15 protein-coding genes are annotated in these 15,030 nt (G+C 70.4%); 8 read left to right on the top strand and 7 right to left on the bottom strand.

Annotated features, from left to right (window positions below; all coding sequences use genetic code 11):
- Positions 1 to 66 precede the first annotated feature (66 nt).
- Positions 67 to 480, top strand: a complete 414-nt coding sequence (locus tag AMK27_RS24540; protein WP_019889334.1) for an anti-sigma regulatory factor — start codon at positions 67 to 69, stop codon at positions 478 to 480.
- Positions 477 to 1,589, top strand: a complete 1,113-nt coding sequence (locus AMK27_RS24535; protein ID WP_073912253.1) for an RNA polymerase sigma factor SigF — start codon at positions 477 to 479, stop codon at positions 1,587 to 1,589. The genes AMK27_RS24540 and AMK27_RS24535 overlap by 4 nt, the downstream gene beginning before the upstream one ends.
- Positions 1,590 to 1,604: 15 nt before the next feature.
- On the opposite strand, the gene AMK27_RS24530 is transcribed toward AMK27_RS24535, so the two are convergent.
- Positions 1,605 to 2,039 carry a hypothetical protein gene (locus tag AMK27_RS24530; protein ID WP_073912251.1) on the bottom strand — a complete coding sequence of 145 codons (435 nt, stop codon included), beginning with the start codon at positions 2,037 to 2,039 and terminating at the stop codon, positions 1,605 to 1,607.
- 302 nt (positions 2,040 to 2,341) lie between these two features.
- On the opposite strand from AMK27_RS24530, the gene AMK27_RS24525 reads away from it, so the two are divergent.
- Positions 2,342 to 3,310 carry a diacylglycerol/lipid kinase family protein gene (locus AMK27_RS24525; RefSeq protein WP_073913175.1) on the top strand — a complete coding sequence of 323 codons (969 nt, stop codon included), beginning with the start codon at positions 2,342 to 2,344 and terminating at the stop codon, positions 3,308 to 3,310.
- A gap of 318 nt (positions 3,311 to 3,628) precedes the next feature.
- Positions 3,629 to 3,886 (top strand): WhiB family transcriptional regulator, encoded by a 258-nt coding sequence (locus tag AMK27_RS24520; protein WP_003953983.1) that lies wholly within the window; start codon positions 3,629 to 3,631, stop codon positions 3,884 to 3,886.
- Between the two features lie 222 nt (positions 3,887 to 4,108).
- Here the strand turns inward: AMK27_RS24520 and AMK27_RS24515 are convergent, their stop codons facing one another.
- Both AMK27_RS24515 and AMK27_RS24510 read right to left on the bottom strand, forming a co-directional pair.
- Complete coding sequence (locus tag AMK27_RS24515; RefSeq protein WP_073912249.1) at positions 4,109 to 5,575, bottom strand: sensor histidine kinase; 1,467 nt, start codon at positions 5,573 to 5,575, stop codon at positions 4,109 to 4,111.
- A gap of 391 nt (positions 5,576 to 5,966) precedes the next feature.
- The gene (locus tag AMK27_RS24510) at positions 5,967 to 6,590 is read right to left on the bottom strand and encodes a TetR/AcrR family transcriptional regulator (RefSeq protein ID WP_073912247.1); all 624 of its coding nucleotides are present in this window, start codon (positions 6,588 to 6,590) and stop codon (positions 5,967 to 5,969) included.
- 83 nt (positions 6,591 to 6,673) lie between these two features.
- Here AMK27_RS24510 and AMK27_RS24505 point away from each other — a divergent pair, with 83 nt between their 5' ends.
- Positions 6,674 to 7,462 (top strand): SDR family oxidoreductase, encoded by a 789-nt coding sequence (locus AMK27_RS24505; protein ID WP_073912245.1) that lies wholly within the window; start codon positions 6,674 to 6,676, stop codon positions 7,460 to 7,462.
- A gap of 181 nt (positions 7,463 to 7,643) precedes the next feature.
- Positions 7,644 to 8,429, top strand: coding sequence for a glucosamine-6-phosphate deaminase (gene nagB / locus AMK27_RS24500; RefSeq protein ID WP_073912243.1), 786 nt, complete (start codon positions 7,644 to 7,646; stop codon positions 8,427 to 8,429).
- A gap of 76 nt (positions 8,430 to 8,505) precedes the next feature.
- Here nagB and AMK27_RS24495 read toward each other — a convergent pair whose 3' ends face one another.
- From AMK27_RS24495 to AMK27_RS24480, 4 genes are all read right to left on the bottom strand, one after another.
- The gene (locus AMK27_RS24495) at positions 8,506 to 10,029 is read right to left on the bottom strand and encodes a glycoside hydrolase family 3 protein (protein ID WP_073912241.1); all 1,524 of its coding nucleotides are present in this window, start codon (positions 10,027 to 10,029) and stop codon (positions 8,506 to 8,508) included.
- Between the two features lie 9 nt (positions 10,030 to 10,038).
- Positions 10,039 to 10,905 carry a carbohydrate ABC transporter permease gene (locus AMK27_RS24490; RefSeq protein ID WP_079188581.1) on the bottom strand — a complete coding sequence of 289 codons (867 nt, stop codon included), beginning with the start codon at positions 10,903 to 10,905 and terminating at the stop codon, positions 10,039 to 10,041.
- Positions 10,902 to 11,924: a carbohydrate ABC transporter permease gene (locus AMK27_RS24485; protein WP_073912238.1), complete on the bottom strand. Its 1,023-nt coding sequence runs from the start codon at positions 11,922 to 11,924 to the stop codon at positions 10,902 to 10,904. Before AMK27_RS24485 ends, AMK27_RS24490 begins: the two co-directional genes overlap by 4 nt.
- Positions 11,925 to 12,073: 149 nt before the next feature.
- Positions 12,074 to 13,372 (bottom strand): extracellular solute-binding protein, encoded by a 1,299-nt coding sequence (locus AMK27_RS24480; protein ID WP_073912235.1) that lies wholly within the window; start codon positions 13,370 to 13,372, stop codon positions 12,074 to 12,076.
- A 285-nt stretch (positions 13,373 to 13,657) separates the two neighbouring features.
- On the opposite strand from AMK27_RS24480, the gene AMK27_RS24475 reads away from it, so the two are divergent.
- Both AMK27_RS24475 and AMK27_RS24470 read left to right on the top strand, forming a co-directional pair.
- A complete protein-coding gene (locus AMK27_RS24475) occupies positions 13,658 to 14,422 on the top strand; it encodes a GntR family transcriptional regulator (RefSeq protein WP_030320859.1) in 765 nt (254 codons plus the stop codon).
- Positions 14,423 to 14,764: 342 nt separating this feature from the next.
- Positions 14,765 to 15,019 carry a hypothetical protein gene (locus AMK27_RS24470; protein ID WP_073912233.1) on the top strand — a complete coding sequence of 85 codons (255 nt, stop codon included), beginning with the start codon at positions 14,765 to 14,767 and terminating at the stop codon, positions 15,017 to 15,019.
- The last annotated feature ends 11 nt before the right edge of the window (positions 15,020 to 15,030 follow it).

Genomic DNA, 15,030 nt, shown 5'->3' with positions numbered 1-15,030 from the left:
TACCGCCCGGTTCGGGGGCCTCTCCCCCCGAGCCCCGAATGAGCTTGTGCCACCTTGGAGGTGAGGGTGTCCCAGATCGCAGGCGAGCCCGGGACCCAGGACTTCGTGGAAGTCCGGCTGCCCGCTGCGGGTGCCTATCTGTCCGTGCTGCGTACGGCCACGGCCGGCCTCGCGGCGCGCTTGGACTTCACCCTCGACGAGATCGAGGACTTGCGGATCGCGGTCGACGAGGCCTGCGCCATCCTGCTCCAGCAGGCCGTGCCGGGATCCGTCCTCAGCTGTGTCTTCCGGCTGGTCGACGACTCCCTCGACGTGACCGTCTCCGCCCCGACCACGGACGGCCGGGCGCCCGAGCGGGACACGTTCGCCTGGACGGTGCTGTCGGCACTGGCCGGGAAGGTGGAATCGTCGGTGGCCGATGACCGTACGGTCTCGATCAGCCTGTACAAACAGCGCGGCGCGGGGCCAGGCCCGGCGTGAGGCGCGGGGACGCGACGGCCGGCATCCCTGAGCAGCAGGCACGGCCGTATGAGGTCGCTACGGAGCAGGCGGACCAGATGAGCGAGCACGAGCAGCACCCCGAGGTTCCCGAGACACCAGGCGTCTCCGAGGCCCCCCGGGGCCCCGCGCGTGCGGAGGGCTCCTCCGAGGCGGGCGGGGCCGCGGCGGCGACCGCGGAGCCGGCCGGCTCGGCCGCCGCGCCCGCCTCGCCCGCCGAGGCCACCGAGGCCGTCACCGGGACGGTCGCGGAGCCGGGCGCGGAGCCGGCGAAAGCGGAGGAGGCGGAGGAGGACGAGTCCGACGACGTCCCCGACGCCCGCGCCGTACCGAACGCGCACGACCGGAGCGGCGCCCGTGCGCTCTTCGTCACGCTGCGTGACCTGCCGGAGGGTTCCCCGGAGAAGGCCGAGCTGCGCAACCAGCTGGTGCGGATGCACCTGCCGCTGGTCGAGCACCTGGCCCGGCGCTTCCGCAACCGCGGCGAGCCGCTGGACGACCTGACGCAGGTCGCCACCATCGGTCTGATCAAGTCGGTGGACCGCTTCGACCCGGAGCGCGGCGTCGAGTTCTCGACCTACGCGACGCCGACGGTCGTCGGCGAGATCAAGCGCCACTTCCGCGACAAGGGCTGGGCGGTCCGGGTGCCGCGCCGGCTCCAGGAGCTGCGGCTCTCGCTGACCACGGCGACGGCGGAGCTCTCCCAGCAGCACGGCCGATCGCCGACCGTGCACGAGCTGGCCGAGCGGCTCGGGATCTCGGAGGAGGAGGTCCTGGAGGGGCTGGAGTCGGCGAACGCCTACTCGACGCTCTCCCTGGACGTGCCCGACACGGACGACGAGTCGCCCGCGGTGGCCGACACGCTCGGCGCGGAGGACGAGGCCCTGGAGGGGGTCGAGTACCGCGAGTCGCTCAAGCCGCTGCTGGAGGACCTGCCGCCCCGGGAGAAGCGGATCCTGCTGCTTCGCTTCTTCGGGAACATGACCCAGTCGCAGATCGCGCAGGAGGTCGGCATCTCGCAGATGCACGTCTCCAGGCTGCTGGCCCGGACGCTGGCGTCGCTGCGGGAGAAACTCCTCGTCGAGGAGTAGACGAGGGCGAAGGCTCTACGCGGAGTCCTGACCGGGGCGCCGGATGCCGAGCGCCTCGGTCGTGGCCGGGTTCACCAGGAGCACGAGCCCGGTGACGGCCAGGACGCCGAGGACGATCCCGGCCGGGATCATCACGCTGTTCGCCTGGAGCATCTGCCAGGCGACCGGCAGCGCCAGGATCTGGGTGATCACCGCCGGACCGCGGCTCCACGAGCGGCGCATCCACAGGCCGCGGGCGGCGGCGAGCGGGATCAGTCCGAGTGCCACGAGCGTCACGGCGCCCGTCGCGGCACCGGTGAGGTCCTCGGACGTCCCCGTCAGTGCGTGCACCAGCATGTAGACACCCCCGGCGAAGAGGCCGAGGGCCTCGACACCGGCCACGGCCGCAGCGGCGGCGAGTCGGGCGGGGCGGGGGGTCTGCTCCGTGCTGGTCTCAGCGGGACTGCTCATACAGGGCAGGGTAGCGGGGGCGGCCCGGACCGGCCGAGGCCGGGCGGGAGCGCACCCGAGAAGCCGGGCGGGGCACGGGCGGCGGAGCGGGGGGCCCACGGCGGCGGAGCCGGGCGGGCGGGCTTACCTTGGGGCCGGGCGGCGCCGGGCGGGCAGGGTTGCCGGGGCCGGGCGGAGCCGGGCGGGTCGGGCTGTCCGGGGCCGGACGGAGCCGGGCGGGTCGGCTGTCCGGGGCCGGGCGGATGCGTCCAGGGATCGGGCTGGACTGGGCCCGGTACCGCCGGGTAGGTACCCTGGCGCTCATGCGCGCACTTCTCGTGGTCAACCCGGCAGCCACCACCACCAGTGCCCGCACCCGTGACGTGCTCATCCACGCGCTCGCGAGCGAGATGAAGCTGGAGGCGGTCACCACCGAGTACCGCGGGCACGCGCGGGACCTCGCCCGACGGGCCGCGGACTCCGGCAGCATCGACCTGGTCGTGGCCCTCGGCGGCGACGGCACGGTGAACGAGGTCGTCAACGGACTGCTGCACGGCGGGCCCGACCCCGACCGGCTCCCGGGCCTCGCGGTCGTCCCAGGCGGATCGACGAACGTGTTCGCCCGCGCCCTCGGACTGCCGAACGACGCCGTCGAGGCGACCGGCGCCCTCCTCGACGCGTTGCGTGAGCGGCGGGCACGCACGGTGAGCCTCGGTCTCGCCTCGGGCACGCCGGGCACGGAGGACGAGTCCGTCCCGTCCCGCTGGTTCACCTTCTGCGCCGGCCTCGGCTTCGACGCCAGCGTCATCGGCCGGGTCGAACAGCAGCGGGAGCGCGGGAGGAGATCCACGCACGCCCTTTATCTGCGCCAGGTGGTGCGCCAGTTCCTGGACGAACCGAACCGCCGGCACGGGATGATCACCCTGGAGCGCCCCGGCGCCGAGCCGGTCGAGGACCTGGTCCTCTCCATAATCTGCAACACCTCCCCCTGGACCTACCTGGGCAATCGCCCGGTGTACGCGTCCCCGGAGGCCTCCTTCGAAACCGCGCTCGACGTCCTCGGACTGCGCCGTCTCTCCACCCCGGCGGTGGCCCGGTACGCCACCCAGCTGCTCACCTCGACCCCGGAACGAGGGCCTCGCGGCAAGCACGCGACGACTCTGCACGACCTGACCGACTTCACCTTGCATTCCAAGGTTCCCCTCCCCCTGCAGATGGACGGAGACCACCTGGGACTGCGTACGAGCGTGACGTTCACAGGCGTACGCCGTGCACTGCGTGTGATTGTGTGAGTGGAAGGGCCCAAAGTCCTTTCACTCGAACGTTTAGGCGCGCATCCACCCCTTAGAAGTACGGCTGTGACCTAGCCGACACCGAGGAATCAAAAAAAACTTTCCGGAAGGGGTTGTATCCGTTGCTGGGGTTTGGGAGTCTCTTCTTGGCGATCGGGACGGCCCGCAACACCGGCCTCCACTGAGAGCCAGAACCCCTCCTCAGTCTTAGGACCACACCAGTTCATCTGGCAGTCGGCCCTTCCCTTGCGGGGGGATTCGTGAAAGCGTTCACATTCACAAGCAACCAGCTTGTAACACCCTAGAGAGGTAGCAGCCATGGACTGGCGTCACAACGCCGTTTGTCGTGAGGAAGACCCCGAGCTGTTCTTCCCCATCGGCAACACCGGTCCTGCGCTGCTGCAGATCGAGGAAGCCAAGGCCGTCTGCCGCCGCTGCCCCGTCATGGAGCAGTGCCTGCAGTGGGCGCTCGAGTCCGGCCAGGACTCCGGCGTCTGGGGTGGCCTCAGCGAGGACGAGCGCCGCGCGATGAAGCGCCGCGCCGCTCGCAACCGGGCGCGTAACGCCAGCGCCTGACGCCCACCGACAGCCTGAGGCGAGCGGCGCATACATCGCGTATGCAATCACCGCCCTTGAGCCGCAGCGCGCAGCAGTAACCCACAGCATTCGAGCCCCGGACCGACTTATTCGGTCCGGGGCTCGCTGCTGTCTCCGAAGCGGACCGCGAAAGCAACTGCCTGAGAGTTAACGGCCGTTACCTCTCAGGCGTCACTTCTACGGCCGTTACTTCTGCGGCCGTTACTTCTGCGGCTGCACGGGAATGTCGAGGACCACCTTCGTGCCGCGCTCGGCGCCCGGCAGCATGTCGAAGGATCCGCCCAACTCCCCTTCCACCAGGGTTCGTACGATCTGCAGGCCGAGGTTGCCGGCCCGCTGCGGGTCGAATCCCTCGGGCAGGCCGCGGCCGTCGTCCTGGATCGTGATCAGGAGCCGGGCGTCGGGCCGCGGCTCGCCGCGTACGGCGGTGACCTCGACGGCGCCCTCGTCACCCGGGGCGAACGCGTGCTCCAGGGCGTTCTGGAGGATCTCGGTGAGGACCATGGAGAGCGGGGTCGCGACCTCGGCGTCCAGAATGCCGAAGCGGCCGTTGCGCCGGCAGGTCACCCGGCCCGGGGAGATCTCGGCGACCATCGCGATCACGCGGTCGGCGATCTCGTCGAACTCCACCCGCTCGTCCAGGTTCTGGGACAGCGTCTCATGGACGATCGCGATCGAACCGACCCGGCGCACGGCCTCGTTGAGGGCCTCGCGGCCTCCCTCGGAGTCCATCCGGCGGGCCTGGAGGCGCAACAGGGCGGCCACCGTCTGCAGGTTGTTCTTCACCCGGTGGTGGATCTCCCGGATGGTGGCGTCCTTGGTGATCAACTCGCGCTCGCGGCGGCGAAGTTCGGTGACGTCCCGGAGCAGGACGAGCGAACCGATCCGGGTGCCCTTCGGCTTGAGCGGGATGGCCCGGAGCTGGATCACACCGCCGTTCCCCTCGACCTCGAACTCGCGCGGCGCGTAGCCGGAGGCCAGTGTGACCAGGGCTTCGTCCACCGGTCCGCGGGAGGGGGCGAGTTCGGCGGTGATCTGGCCGAGGTGCTGGCCGACCAGGTCGGCGGCGAGACCGAGCCGGTGGTACGCGGAGAGGGCGTTGGGCGAGGCGTACTGGACGATGCCCTCGGCGTCGAGGCGGACGAGTCCGTCACCGGCACGGGGCGAGGAGTCCATGTCGACCTGCTCGCCGGGGAAGGGGAAGGTCCCGGCCGCGATCATCTGGGCGAGGTCGGAGGCCGACTGGAGGTAGGTGAGCTCGAGCCGGGAGGGGGTGCGGACGGTCAGCAGGTTGGTGTTGCGGGCGATGACGCCGAGGACCCGGCCCTCGCGGCGGACGGGGATGGACTCGACCCGTACCGGGACCTCCTCGCGCCACTCCGGGTCGCCCTCGCGGACGATCCTGCCCTCGTCGAGCGCGGCGTCGAGCAGCGGGCGGCGGCCGCGCGGCACGAGATGGCCGACCATGTCGTCCTGGTAGGAGGTGGGGCCGGTGTTCGGCCGCATCTGCGCGACGGAGACGTAGCGCGTTCCGTCGAGGGTCGGGACCCAGAGGACGAGGTCGGCGAAGGAGAGGTCGGAGAGCAGCTGCCACTCCGACACCAGCAGGTGGAGCCACTCGAGGTCCGAGTCGCTCAGGGCGGTGTGCTGGCGCACGAGGTCGTTCATGGAGGGCACGGTGCGAGCGTACCCGCGGAATAAAGGGGCGGTGAACCTGGATCTCCGGGGCTCCGTGCTGGAGGATGGGCCAGGAAGGACCGCGTTCCTGTGGATGGACAGACAAGAATGGTCTAGTCCACAATGAATGCGATAGACCTCCATCCTCCCCGCACAGGAGGATGGAACGAGGTACCCGACGCTCTCTGCCCTGACTGCGTCGAGACCTCCCACACGGCCGAGGGACCGCACACCCCCGGCCGGAGCAAAACTCCGGGCTGCGGTGCCGGGCGGGCTGAGGGTCCCGCCGGGCGCCGCGGCCCGCGGGTGTTTCCGGGGCCGTCCGCCGGCGGAGCCCGCTCCCCCACCCTCCTGCCCGGCGCCGGTCCAGTCCCCGCGGCCCCTACCCCCGCCCCTGCTCCTGCTCCGTGCGCTGCGGCGGCCAGGCCAGCATCGCGGTCGCCGCGACGGCCGCCAGCTCCTCCTTCGTCGCCCCGTCGCGGGCCTGCTGGGACAGCCCCTGGAGAACGGCTCCGCTGAAGCGGGCCAGGGCCCGGGCGTCGGTGTCGGCCGGCAGCTCCCCCGCGGCGATGCCCTCGCGTATCCGGGCCTCGAAGAGGGCCAGGTTGCGGTTCCTGCGCTCGCGCAGGGCCTCCTCGACCTCGGGGGTCGAGCAGTTGATCGCGGCGGAGATCATCAGGCAGCCGCGGGGGTGGCCCGACTCCGTGAAGAGCTCGGCGGACTCGCTCAGGACCCGGCCGATGGCGGCCCGGGCGGTCGTCTCCTCGGCGAAGGCCCGGCTGCCGTACGCGCCGTACGAGCCGGCGTACGCCTCGACGACCTCCTCGAACAGCGTCTTCTTGTCGCCGAAGGCCGCGTAGAGGCTGGGGGCGCTGATGCCCATGGCGCGGGTGAGGTCGGCGACGGAGGTCGTCTCGTAGCCGTGCTCCCAGAAGGCCATCGTCGCCTTCTCCAGGGCCGTGAGCCGGTCGAAGGAGCGGGGTCGGCCACGCGGTGTCGTCACCATGGAGTGAATTCTATAGCGGGTGCTACGGAAGTGGGGTACGGTCTTTTCATAACGACCGCTACAGAAATGAGGGGGGCGTCGCCATGGGCGTGCTCGACAGCAGGACCACGGAGGAGCGGGCCGGGAAGCTGGCCGGGAGGACCGCGCTGGTGACGGGCGGCAGCCGGGGCATCGGTCGGGGGATCGCCGAGCGGCTCGGGCGGGACGGCGCGCGGGTCGCGGTGCACTACGGGAGCAACGAGGCGGCGGCGAAGGAGACGGTCGCGGCGATCGAGGCCGCCGGCGGCGAGGCCTTCGCCATCGGGCAGGAGCTGGGGGTCCCGGGGGACGCGGAGGCGCTGTGGGCCGCGTTCGACGCGCACGCGGACGGCCTGGACATCCTGGTGAACAACGCGGGGATCGGCGCCTCGGCGCCGTTCGCGACGATCGGCGCGGAGGAGTACGAGCGGATCTTCGCCGTCAACACCAGGGCGCCGTTCTTCCTCGCCCAGCTCGGCGTGGAGCGGCTGCGCGACGGGGGCCGGATCGTGAACGTCTCGACGGGCCTCTCGCACGCGGCGGTGATGCCGGACCTGATGGCGTACGCGATGTCGAAGGGCGCGCTCGACGTGTTCACCCGCTATCTGTCGAAGGTGCTGGGCGGGCGCGGGATCACGGTCAACGCGGTGGCGCCGGGCATCGTGGACACCGACATCAACGCGGGCTGGCTGCGGGGGAACGACGAGGCTTGGGCGGGGGCGGCGGCGATGTCGGCCCTGGGCGGGGTCGGCACCCCGGAGGACATAGCCGACGTGGTGGCCTTCCTGGCCTCGCACGACGGGCGCTGGGTGACCGGGCAGTGGATCGACGCGACGGGGGGCTCGATCGCCTGATCTCAGGGGGCCGGGGGGTTCGAGTGGCTGGTGGGGCAGGGGCGGCCGACCATGGAGGCGGCGGGGGCGTCCGGGGGACGGAACGGCATGAGGGGAAGGCCCCTCCTCTGCTAGATTTGGCTTTGATTGGTCTATACCACATGGCTCCTCACCAGCCCCTCACCAGATCGGCAGGCACAGCGTGGAAGTTGTCATCGTCAAGGACGCCAAGGCGGGCGGCGAGCTCATCGCGGACGGCATCGCCGACCTCCTGCGCCGCAAGCCCGACGCGCTGCTCGGCGTGGCCACCGGCTCGACTCCGCTGCCCATCTACGACGCCCTGATCGCCCAGGTCAAGGCCGGCTCCGTGGACGCCTCGCGGGCCCGCATCGCCCAGCTGGACGAGTACGTGGGGCTGCCCTCGGGCCACCCCGAGTCGTACCGCTCCACCGTGCTCCGCCAGGTCGTCGAGCCGCTCGGGCTCTCCCAGGAGGCCTTCATGGGCCCCGACGGCTCCGCCGAGGACGTCCTGGCGGCCTGCGACGCGTACGACACGGCGCTCTCCGAGGCCGGTGGCGTGGACCTGCAGATCCTCGGCATCGGCACCGACGGGCACATCGGCTTCAACGAGCCGTGCTCCTCACTCGCCTCCCGCACCCGGATCAAGACGCTCACCGAGCAGACCCGCGTGGACAACGCCCGCTTCTTCGACAACGACATCGAGCAGGTGCCCCACCACGTCATCACCCAGGGCATCGGCACCATCCTGGAGGCCCGTCACCTGGTGCTGCTCGCCACCGGCGAGGGCAAGGCCGAGGCCGTGGCGCAGACCGTCGAGGGCCCGGTGGCGGCGCTCGTGCCGGCCTCCGCGCTGCAGCTGCACCCGCACGCCACGGTCGTGGTGGACGAGGCCGCCGCCTCCAAGCTGAAGCTCGCGGACTACTTCCGCCACACCTTCGCGAACAAGCCCGCCTGGCAGGGCATCTGAGCGGCCCGGACTCCCCCGTGCACGACGAAGGGGCCCGGCACCTGTCCAGGTGCCGGGCCCCTTCGCGTACGTTCCGTCAGGCGCCGGTTCCGACGACGGCCTCGGCGGCCGCGCGGCCGCAGACCCGGGCCGCGCCGTGGGTGGCGATGTGCAGGGCCCCGCGGGGCTCCGCCTCGTTGAGGCCCATCTCGACCACGACGGTGTCGGGGCGGGCCGCCACCAGGGCGTCCAGGGCCTCGGTCATCCACGCGTGCCGGTGGGCGTCGCGGACGACCGCCACGATCCGGCGCTCCCCCGCGGCGGCGAGGAGCGCGTCCACGGAGGAGTCGGCGTAGGAGCCGGTCTCCGTGCCGGGCAGCAGCCGCTCCAGCTCGGCGGCGATGCCCCACGGGGTCTCGTCACCGACCGCGAAGTTCGCGACGGGGGTGAAGGAGGCAACGTAGGGGGCGCTGCTCACCGGGGTGTACGGCTGCTTCCCACGGGTCACCTTCAGGGCCCGGCGGGCGGCGACGAGTCCGATGTCGGTGCCGGGCGCGGTCCCCTCCTGCACTGCCGCGCCCGACACCGATTCAGCCCCCCTGGCCCGGTGCGCCTGGGTCCAGGACGCCAGGGCGCGCACGCGCGCCGCGGCGTCGGCCAGCCGCTCCTCGGGCAGTTCACCGGTCCGTACCGCAGTGACGAGCGCGTCGCGCAGCTGCAGCACGGTGTCCTCGTCGCACAGCCCGCCGCCGACGCAGATGGCGTCGGCGCCCGCGGCGATGGCGAGGACGGATCCGCGCTCGATGCCGTACGTCGCCGCGACGGCCTGCATCTCCATGCCGTCGGTGACGATCAGCCCCTCGAAGCCCAGCTCCTGGCGCAGCAGACCGGTGAGGATCTGCGGGCTCAGGGTGGCCGGCCGGTGGGGGTCGAGCGCGGAGAGCAGGATATGCGCGCTCATGACGGCTTTGGTACCCGCGGCGACGGCCGCGCGGAAAGGCACCAGCTCACGGGTGTGCAGTGTGGCGAGGTCCACATCGATCCGGGGCAGCGCGTCGTGCGAGTCGACGTTCGTGTCGCCGTGTCCGGGGAAGTGCTTGGTGCAGGCCGCGACCCCGACGCCCTGGAGGCCGTCGACGTACGCCACGGTGTGCCGGGCGACCAGGTCCGGGTCCGGCCCGAAGGACCGGACGCCGATGACCGGGTTCTCGGCGTTGGAGTTGACGTCGGCGGACGGCGCCCAGTTGAGGTCGACGCCGCAGGCCGCGAGCCGGCGGCCGAGTTCGCGGGCCACGGCCCGGGTGAGCTCGACGTCGTCGACGCTGCCCAGGGCGTAGTTGCCGGGGAACGAGGAGCCCTGCTTGACCTCGAGACGGGTGACGTCGCCGCCCTCCTCGTCGATGGCGACGAGGACGTCGTCCCGCTCGGCCCGCAGCTGCGCGGTGAGCGCGGTGAGCTGCTCGGGGCTGACGATGTTCCGGCCGAACAGGCCGACGGACGACAGTCCCTCGCCGATGCGGCGGAGCAGCCAGTCGGGCGCGGTGGTGCCGACGAAGCCGGGCTGGAGCACCGTGAGCGCGTCACGGGTCAGGGTGTCCGTGCCGTGTACGAGTGTGGTCATGGGGAGCCCTTATCCCTTCACCGCGCCGGCGGTCATGCCGCCGACGGCCTTGCGCTGCAGGAAGAGGAAGACGACGAGCACGGGAAGCGCGAAGAGCGTCGAGGCGGCCATGGTGGCGCCCCAGTCGCTGCCGAACGCGGTCTGGAACTGGGTCAGCCAGAGCGTCAGCGTCTGCGACTCCTTCTCCTTGTTCAGCATGAGGATCATGGCGAACTCGTTCCAGGCGGTGATGAAGCCGAAGAGCGAGGTCGACATCAGGCCGGGGGCGAGCAGCGGGAAGATCACCTTGCGGAACGCCTGGCCACGGGTGCAGCCGTCGATCTGCGCGGCCTCCTCCAGCTCGACCGGGACGGCGGCGATGAAGCCGCGGAGGGTCCAGATCGTGAAGGGGAGGACCATGACGAAGTAGACGAGCGTGAGCATCGGAATGCTGTTCAGCATGTCGTTCTCACGGGAGATCATGTACATCGCGATGACCATGACCTCCCAGGGGGCCATCTGCGCCATCATCACGATGAGGACGATGCCCTTGCGCCCCTTGAACCTCATGCGGGCGATCGCGAAGCTCGCGGCCAGCGCGACGAGAAGGGCGAGCAGCACGGCGCCGATGGTCACCATGAGGCTGTTGGTGACGTACGTCCAGAACAGGTCGACCCCGGTGGCGGTCGAGTAGTTCTCGAACGTCGGCGTGAAGACGAAGACGGGGTCCTTCGTCATGATCTCGTGCTGCGGCTTCAGCGAGGACGAGAACATCCAGTACACGGGGAAGACGAAGACGACCGCGAGGACGAGGGCGGTGAGGTTCTTGGCGACCACGCCGACCGTGAGCGGCCTCCTGGTGCGCAGCTTCTGCGGAGTCTCGGTGGTGGCGCTCACAGCTCCTCCTCCTGCTTCAGGATCAGGCGGAAGTAGAAGGACATGACCGCGATGAGCATCACGATCGTCAGGATGGAGATGGCGGCGGCGACGCCGTAGTGGAACTGGCCGACGCCCTCGATGTAGGCGAAGACGGGGAGCGTCTCGGAGCCGCGGTCGGGGCCGCCCTGGTTCATGGCGTAGACCTGGGCGAACGCCTTGAAGATCCAGATGATCTCCAGGAACGTCGTGATCATGAAGAAGGACTTCAGGTTCGGGAAGACCACGGCCCAGAAGGTGCGCCAGCCGCTGGCGCCGTCCATCTTCGCGGCCTCGTACAGCTCGGACCCGATGGTGGTCAGGGCGGCGTACATGTTGAGGGCGACGAACGGGATGGATCCCCAGACCAGCAGGATCATGATGATGACGAGGGTGGAGAACCCGGTCTCGAACCAGTTGTGCTGCTCGTAGCCGTCGAAGCCCAGGGTGCGCATCAGCCAGTTCACGACGCCGAACTGCTCGTCGAAGAGCCAGCGGAAGACCGTGACGGAGGCGACGATCGGCATGGCCCAGGCGAACATCAGGGCCAGCGAGAGGACCAGTCGCATCTTCTTGCCGAGGCGGTTGAGCAGCAGGCCTATGCCCGTGCCGATCGCCATGATCAGCGCGACGTTGACGGCCGTGAAGACGACGCTTCGGACGACGACGGTCCAGAAGTCCGGGTCGCCGAGGAGCTCGGTGTAGTTGTCGAAGCCGGTCCAGACGGTCTCGCGGGTGATGAACTCCTTCCGGTTGAGCTCCTGGAAGGAGAGGATCACATTGCGGATCAGCGGGTAGAGCAGCAGCACCGCCATGGACAGCAGGGCAGGCGCGACGAGCAGGTACGGCAGCCACCCGCTGGGCAGGGAACGTCTGCCGCGCGAAGGCTTAAGGACTTCCTTCGGGCCCGAAGGGGGTGGCGGAGTCTGAGACTTCCCTGCCGCCCTCCCGGGCGCGTCCTGAGGATCGGCGGTCGCCGTCCCCTGGGAGTCCACGGTCATGGTCTTATTCCTCGCGGTTCTGGGGCTCCCGCGCCCACCGGGGCGCGGCCCGGGGGAGCGGGCCGCTGATCACTCGTGAAGCGCCGATGGTGCGGCCGGTGCGAGACCGGCCGCACCACCGGGCTACGGATTACTGCTGGTGCTGCTGATTACTGCTGGTTGATGCGCTCGTTGATGACCTTGTCGGCCGCCTCGCCGGCGGTCTTGGGGTCCTCGCCCTTCAGGACCTTCGTCATGAAGTCCTTGATCGGGTTCGGGGCGGTCTCGACGTTCGCCCAGCCCGGGGTCACCGGGGTGACCTTGCCGGAGGCGGAGGAGGCGGCCATGGCCTCGGCGAAGGAGCCGGCGGCCGGCTTGAACTGCGCGGCGTCGGTGTTCGGAAGCAGCGCGCCCTCGGTGGCGGCGGCGTACTTCGTCATGAAGTCCTTGCCGGCGGCGAGCGCCAGCCACTCCTTCGCGAGGTCCTTGTTCTGGGACCGCTCGGCGATGGCGAGGTTCGAGCCGCCGAGGAAGACGGAGCCCGGCTTGTCGGCCGTCTTGCCCGGGATCGGGAAGTAGCCGAAGTCGGCGGTCTTGCCGGCCTTCTTCATGGCGTCGATCGCGCCGCCGGCCTCCCAGCCGAGACCGATCCAGGACGCCACGCCGCCCTTGGGGACGATGTCGGTGGACTGCTGCGGGGTCGCCTCGTCCTTGTCCTTCGGAGCGGTGGAGTAGGACGCCAGCTCCTTGTAGAAGTTCACGGCGTTGGCGGCCTCGGGGGAGGACAGGTTGCCCTTCCACTTGTCGCCGTCCTTGACCGCCAGGTCGCTGCCCTCGTCCCAGATGAGGCCGGCGAGGACGTACCAGGACTGACCCGGCAGGTAGATCGCCTGCGACTTCGGGTCGGACGCCTTGAGCTTCTTCAGGCCGTCGACCCACTCGGCGCGGGTCTTGGGCGGGGTGACACCGGCCTTCTTGAAGGCGGCCTTGTCGTAGACGACGACGCGGTTGGCGGCGTACCACGGGGCGGAGTAGAGCTTGCCGTCCAGCTCGTTGGAGGCGACCATGCCCTTGTTCCAGGCGTCGTAGCCCAGGGTGGCCTTGTCACCGGACAGGTCGGCGAGGCCGCCGGTCACGGCGTAGCCCGCGGTCTGCGTGTTGCCGAGCTCGAGAACGTCCGGCGGGGTGTCCTCGGAGAGCGCGGTGGTGACCTTCTCCTGGATGCCGTTCCAGATCTGCTTCTCGACCTTGACCTTGACGCCCGGGTGCTTGGCCTCGAAGGCCTTGTTCACCTCGGCCATCCACGCGTCCGGCGCGGAACCGTCCATGACCCAGACGGTCAGGGTCTTGTCGCCCCCGGCCGGCGCCTTGGCGCCGTCCTTACCCTTGTCACTGTCGGAACCACCACACGCAGCGATAGAGACCATCATGCCTGCGACGCCGATCGCCGCGATGAGCTTGCGCTTCACGCCACCCTCCTCAGGGATGCCTGCAACCCCTGCCCACCGCGCGAAGACATACGTCGGGTAGTGCTCGTGGGGCTGGGACCTGGTCTTTAATGGTTTAGACCAGTACCCGGAGCTTGGCCTAGACCTTTAGGGGTGTCAAGGGTGTATAAGAAGGGCAGTCGCGTCCGTTATCGGACCGACACCTGAGGGAGGGCGACGACCCGTGACCGGTCCGTGCCACCATGTGAGCCGCGACAGACGGAGGAGCCGGTGACGGCAGCAGCACAGGAGTCGGGAAGGCAGGCAATGGCCACGGACGCGGGCAGCACGGAGTCGGAGGGCGGGACACCCACCCGTACCGCGCGCGTGCCCAAGTACTACCGACTGAAGCGGCATTTGCTCGACATGACGGAGACCCTGCCGCCCGGCACGCCGGTCCCCCCGGAGCGCACACTCGCCGCCGAGTTCGACACCTCGCGCACCACGGTGCGCCAGGCCCTCCAGGAGCTGGTCGTCGAGGGCCGCCTGGAGCGCATCCAGGGCAAGGGCACCTTCGTGGCCAAGCCCAAGGTCTCCCAGGCGCTGCAACTCACCTCGTACACCGAGGACATGCGCGCCCAGGGCCTGGAGCCCACCTCGCAGCTCCTCGACATCGGCTATGTCACCGCCGACGACACGCTCGCCGGACTGCTCGACATCTCGGCCGGCGGACGGGTGCTCCGCATCGAGCGGCTGCGCCTCGCGAGCGGCGAGCCGATGGCGATCGAAACCACCCATCTCTCCGCAAAGCGCTTTCCCGCGCTGCGCCGTTCGCTTGTGAAGTACACCTCCTTGTACACCGCCCTCGCCGAGGTGTACGACGTGCACCTCGCCGAGGCCGAGGAGACCATCGAGACCTCCCTCGCCACCCCGCGCGAGGCCGGCCTGCTCGGCACGGACGTGGGCCTGCCGATGCTGATGCTCTCCCGCCACTCGCTGGACGCCGAGGGCGAGCCGGTCGAGTGGGTACGGTCGGTCTACCGCGGCGACCGGTACAAGTTCGTGGCGCGCCTCAAGCGCCCCAACGGCTGAGCGACGACGCCACCTCCGCACGACACGGACGGCCGCACCCCACCGGGTGCGGCCGTCCGGCGTTTCCGGAGGCCGTACGAGGAGATGACGGCCACCCGGCACCTTCCGCCTGGCAGCAACGTGACGCCTCCCGGAAACCCCCAGATCAGCGGCGCGCGGCGGCCGTGCGTCCGGGCTGACTCCTAACGGCCACGCACTTGGCGCCAGCCGTTCTCCGGTGACAGGGCACCCCCGGCGGGCCAGTCTTGGACCTGTCGGAGCCGCCCGGAAGAGCCCGGGAGCGGCGCCGGGAGACCCGCCCCCGACATTCCTCGTCCGCACCGCAAGGAAGGCAGTCCCGCCATGCCCAGCAGCGCCCGTTTCGCCACTTTCGCCCGTTTTCAGGTCCGCCCCGCCCTCGCCCTGCTCGTCCCCGCCGCGGCCGCGCTGACCCTCGTCCTGGCGACGACGGAGCCGGCGACCGCGGGCGCTCCGGTGGTCGCCGCCGCCACCGACGGCGTACCGGCCGCGACCACCACCACCGCCACCACCACTGCCCCCACCGCGACCCCCACCGCGCAGACGAACGACAGCGACAACGGCTTCTCCTGGGGCTGATCGTCATCTAC

The sequence above is a fragment of the Streptomyces sp. CB02009 genome, assembly GCF_001905825.1.
Classification (GTDB): Bacteria; Actinomycetota; Actinomycetes; order Streptomycetales; family Streptomycetaceae; genus Streptomyces.
Note: the sequence above shows the minus strand (reverse complement) of the source record. Positions and strands in the feature narration are given on the sequence as shown.